This window comes from Limosilactobacillus panis DSM 6035, from assembly GCF_001435935.1.
Taxonomy (GTDB): domain Bacteria; phylum Bacillota; class Bacilli; order Lactobacillales; family Lactobacillaceae; genus Limosilactobacillus; species Limosilactobacillus panis.
Map to the genome: position 1 here is coordinate 1 of NZ_AZGM01000115.1, position 3,757 is coordinate 3,757.

At 48.3% G+C, this 3,757-nt stretch carries 4 protein-coding genes and 1 pseudogene; 2 read left to right on the plus strand and 3 right to left on the minus strand.

Annotated elements, in window-relative coordinates:
• Positions 1–313 precede the first annotated feature (313 nt).
• From FD32_RS10265 to FD32_RS07085, 3 genes and pseudogenes are all read right to left on the minus strand, one after another.
• Positions 314–1,246, minus strand: a pseudogene (locus FD32_RS10265) (magnesium transporter CorA family protein).
• A 105-nt stretch (positions 1,247–1,351) separates the two neighbouring features.
• On the minus strand, positions 1,352–2,137 hold the full coding sequence (locus tag FD32_RS07080) for an NADPH-dependent oxidoreductase (RefSeq protein WP_047768401.1): 786 nt from the start codon (positions 2,135–2,137) through the stop codon (positions 1,352–1,354).
• A 20-nt stretch (positions 2,138–2,157) separates the two neighbouring features.
• Positions 2,158–2,799: an NAD(P)H-hydrate epimerase gene (locus tag FD32_RS07085; RefSeq protein ID WP_047768399.1), complete on the minus strand. Its 642-nt coding sequence runs from the start codon at positions 2,797–2,799 to the stop codon at positions 2,158–2,160.
• Positions 2,800–2,923: 124 nt separating this feature from the next.
• Here FD32_RS07085 and FD32_RS07090 point away from each other — a divergent pair, with 124 nt between their 5' ends.
• Both FD32_RS07090 and FD32_RS07095 read left to right on the plus strand, forming a co-directional pair.
• The gene (locus FD32_RS07090) at positions 2,924–3,322 is read left to right on the plus strand and encodes a hypothetical protein (protein ID WP_047768397.1); all 399 of its coding nucleotides are present in this window, start codon (positions 2,924–2,926) and stop codon (positions 3,320–3,322) included.
• Positions 3,315–3,641 (plus strand): DUF7671 family protein, encoded by a 327-nt coding sequence (locus tag FD32_RS07095; protein ID WP_047768395.1) that lies wholly within the window; start codon positions 3,315–3,317, stop codon positions 3,639–3,641. The genes FD32_RS07090 and FD32_RS07095 overlap by 8 nt, the downstream gene beginning before the upstream one ends.
• Positions 3,642–3,757 lie beyond the last annotated feature (116 nt).

Below are 3,757 nucleotides of genomic sequence, written 5' to 3' on the forward strand. Positions count from 1 at the left end.
TAATCAATTACCTCCTACTCGATTCTCCGAATGTTACACAGTAATCGCGGAAAAAAAGCGCGCTCCTAGTGTTACGGACAATCGCCGGCCCGTTCCGTGCCAACGATCGCCCTATACTAGCCATACGGAGCGCTCTGATGCTTTTTTCCCAGCTTCTCTTTGAATATTACACAGTAATCATGGAAAAACTGCAGACTAGCTTCGTGGCGACGCGAAGCAATTCCATCAATTACGGACAATCGCCGGCCCATACCATGCTAACGATTGTCCTATACTAGCCCGAGGCGCACTCTGATGCTTTTTCAGCTTCTGGCTAGTCACTAAATCTTTTTCGTTTAAGGTAAATGCCGGTTGCAGTTGCCAGGATAAGGGCAACGATGCAGGTAAGAATAAAGCCATTGGTGGATGTTTTCCAAGGCAATCCGCCAACGTTCATGCCCATAAAGCCAGTTACGAGGGCGATAACTGCAATCACCAGGCCAGCGGAATCTAAGTACTTCATTAAATGGTTGAGGTTGTTGTTCATCATTGCGGTAAATAAGCTGACAATTGACGAAAGCAGGTCACGATATATGTGAATTGTTTTAGTAAGCCGCCGCTATCGGGTTTGGGTGTTATCAATCACCTTATGGCTGAATGACTGTAATTGGGGTGCGTCAAAGAAGGCGGTAAGAGTTTCACTCTGGTCATTCATGGTATGTTCAAAGAAGACCAGTTTACGAGTAAGGTCCGTCATTTCCCGCAGTTCAGTGTTCTTAACCGTTTGCGAAGCATTAGTATCAAGCTCGTCAATTTGCTTCTTGTAACTAAGGAGAGATTTTAGGAGACGGTCTTGCCAGAGGTTAATGCAACTAAAGACAATGTCTAAAAGAGTACTGTCCTTGTTGATGGCTTTAATCAGGAGCTGCCGGCAGACCGTAATCGCGTTAGTACAGATGATTAAGCATGACTGGTTAAAGATAATGATCGCCGGTGTGAGCTGTTGCTCAATGGTATCGTAATGGTTGATAAAATCGTAGAGGACCAATACAGCGGCACCTTCAATAACAGTACTCGGAATGGAATGGAAGCGTGAGACCTCTTCTGCCGAATTACAGAATGCAAAGGTTAATGGGTCGAGGTCAAATAGCCGACACAGTTGTTCTTGTTCTGCTATGGTCGGGTTAGCCGTCAATATAACATCTGCATCTGCACTGGGCTTGAGTACAGTTAAATGGTGGGCAGATATTCGGTAAAATTCAAGCATAGTTGCACCTTCTTCCTAGTAAATTTGATAGCTTTATTGTACCAGGATGGTGATTCTTTCTAGAAGGCACTTGGACTAATCTTAAAAATCTATTTATAAATGAGCCTACTCGATGTTTTGTTTTGGCAAGTCCTTTCCCCAGTCGAGGGCGAACCCCTGCTTTTGAGCGACCAGGCCGAACTCGTCCCGCTTGGTGAAATGTTTATTTAACTTATCACCGTTAATCTGCTTGGTGAAGGAGTCAATCCGGCGGTTGGCATCCCGGAGGTCGTAGTACTGGGTGACAACCTGGTCATATTCTGCCAGGTCGGCAACTTTGAAGCCCCGTGGGTAGTGGTTTTCAAAGGCAATAAACCGTTGCGGCAGCCGGGGCTTTAGTTGCGGCTCTTGGTCCGGAACCCCAACCTGGATGCCAAGAAAGGGGAGGGTCATCTTCGGCATATTAAGAACCTGGACGAGTTTTTCCAAATTATTCTGAATGGACCCAAGGATAACCCCACCCAGGCCCATACTTTCGGCGGCAGTGAGAAAGTTCTGTACAGCCAGGGTGGTGTCCTCTACGGCCTGCATGAAGATGTCGGTGGTGTGTAGGCGGCCATCGTCATTGCCCTCCTGCTCCCTGATCTGTTGGTTCCGGTAGAGGTCAACGATAAAGATGAAGAGGTCCCCGTTGGCGCCGACATACGGCTGCTGAGAAATTTCGCGAACCTGGGTGCGCAGATGTGGGTCCGTAACGTGAAGAATACTAAATTGCTGCATAAACATACTGGTGGAAGCGTGACGGGCAGCTTCATATAAGGTTGTCAACTGCTCCTCATTTAACGGTTGTTCCTTAAACGCCCGGATGGTCCGGTGGTTAACTTGGTGGTCGATTGTTTCATTGTGAATCATTTTTATCCCGCCTTTGCTACTTATTTGTCAGTTGCGTAGGTGCCCATGTCATCGGCAATGATAATCCGGCCGGCATACTTTTGGCCGGCACCCTTGGTCAGGCCAACCTTGTTGAAGGCGAAGGTAACGGTCGTGGTGGCCTTGACGGCGACTCCCATTACTTCGCCACTGTCCGTGTTGATTCCGGATGGCATGTCAACGGCAACGACGACCGCATCACAGTCGTTGATTGCCTTAATAGCGTCGGCGTAGTTCCCCTTGACTGGTCGATCAATCCCAATCCCGAACATCGCGTCGACAATTAGGGTTGCTTGTTTTAGTACTGCCAGGTCGGTAGTTTGTGGGATTTGGTAGTATTGACAAATCTTATCCTGAACTTTGTGCTCATCGGAGGCGTGGTCCGGGTTACCGACGTTCAAGATGGTTACCTGGACACCAGCAATGTGGAGAAGGCGGGCAACGTCAAGACCGTCACCACCGTTGTTACCACTACCAGCGACCACAACAACGTGTCCGAGGTTGAGTGGGAAGGCGTTCAGAATTTCATCCCGTACAGCTAGGGCCGCCCGTTCCATGAGGACCAGTGATGGGACCCCAATTGTGTTAATGGTGTATGAATCATAGTGTCGCATTTGTTCTGCAGTAATCGGTGCTTGTTTCATCTAAATTACCCCCTATTATTAATTACCTCCACAATACCACTAATTTATTCGCCCTGGCGAGTGACATTCATCGCGAAAATCGGTACACTATAAAGATAAAGAAAAAAGATAAAAGGTGAAACAAATGAACTGGCAGACTGAGCAAAAGTACTTTAAGAAAATGATTGGGCGAAAGGTGGCGTGGACGATCTCCCGTCCGGAAGACGGGTTGATTCGTGCCGGCTACCCCCTCTACGACCAAGAACTCCTTGACTTTGTTCGCAAGTTTAAGCAGAGCCGGGCTTACGTACCCAAGTACCGGAAAGTGCTGCGTCATTTTCATGTCCACCCCAAGATGACGGCAGTCACGGTTGGCCAGGTAATCCTAATCAACAATGTGCAAGCAGCAAACGCAATGCTGTCTTTGATCATTGATGGGGAAGATGTCCAGCGCGGCACCTGGGCGGCAGCAATGCAGGCGGGCTACTTCTACCATCTGCTAGAGATTACGACTAAAGGCGAGGCCATCAAGGAAAATGAGTAAGAAAGATAAGTATGACGTACAAAAGTTTACGGGGATTCCGGTTGAGACGGACGCCGACGGTAAGTACCAACTAAAGGTTGACCAAAACGGGGATGCCAAGTTGCATACCTGGCGGACGGGCAAGCACACTAAGGGCAAGTACCAGGGCCCCGGCCAGTTGATGCTGGCGGAGAATAATCTCCCGGTCGTTATCCTGGCAGCTGAACCAATGGCCTTCAAGAACCGCCACAGTGAGACGCCCCTCCAGCGATTTTTAACGGTTAAGGTTGAAGACGATGTCCTTAACCAGGGGCTGGCAGTATTGAGCCGGCAAAATTAATTATGAATAAAATGGCCCCGAGTGTTTGGTTAAGCGACGCTCAGGGCCATTTTATTTACAATCTGAAACTTGAAAGTATGAAGACAGACTGATCCCTTGGTATCACAGGGCATATT

What these genes read in the sequence shown, in the direction of transcription:
- FD32_RS07080 (WP_047768401.1), bottom strand. Translation starts at nt 2,137, where the DNA reads ATGATTCACAATGAAACAATCGACCACCAAGTTAACCACCGGACCATC.
- FD32_RS07085 (WP_047768399.1), bottom strand. Translation starts at nt 2,799, where the DNA reads ATGAAACAAGCACCGATTACTGCAGAACAAATGCGACACTATGATTCA.
- FD32_RS07090 (WP_047768397.1), top strand. Translation starts at nt 2,924, where the DNA reads ATGAACTGGCAGACTGAGCAAAAGTACTTTAAGAAAATGATTGGGCGA.
- FD32_RS07095 (WP_047768395.1), top strand. Translation starts at nt 3,315, where the DNA reads ATGAGTAAGAAAGATAAGTATGACGTACAAAAGTTTACGGGGATTCCG.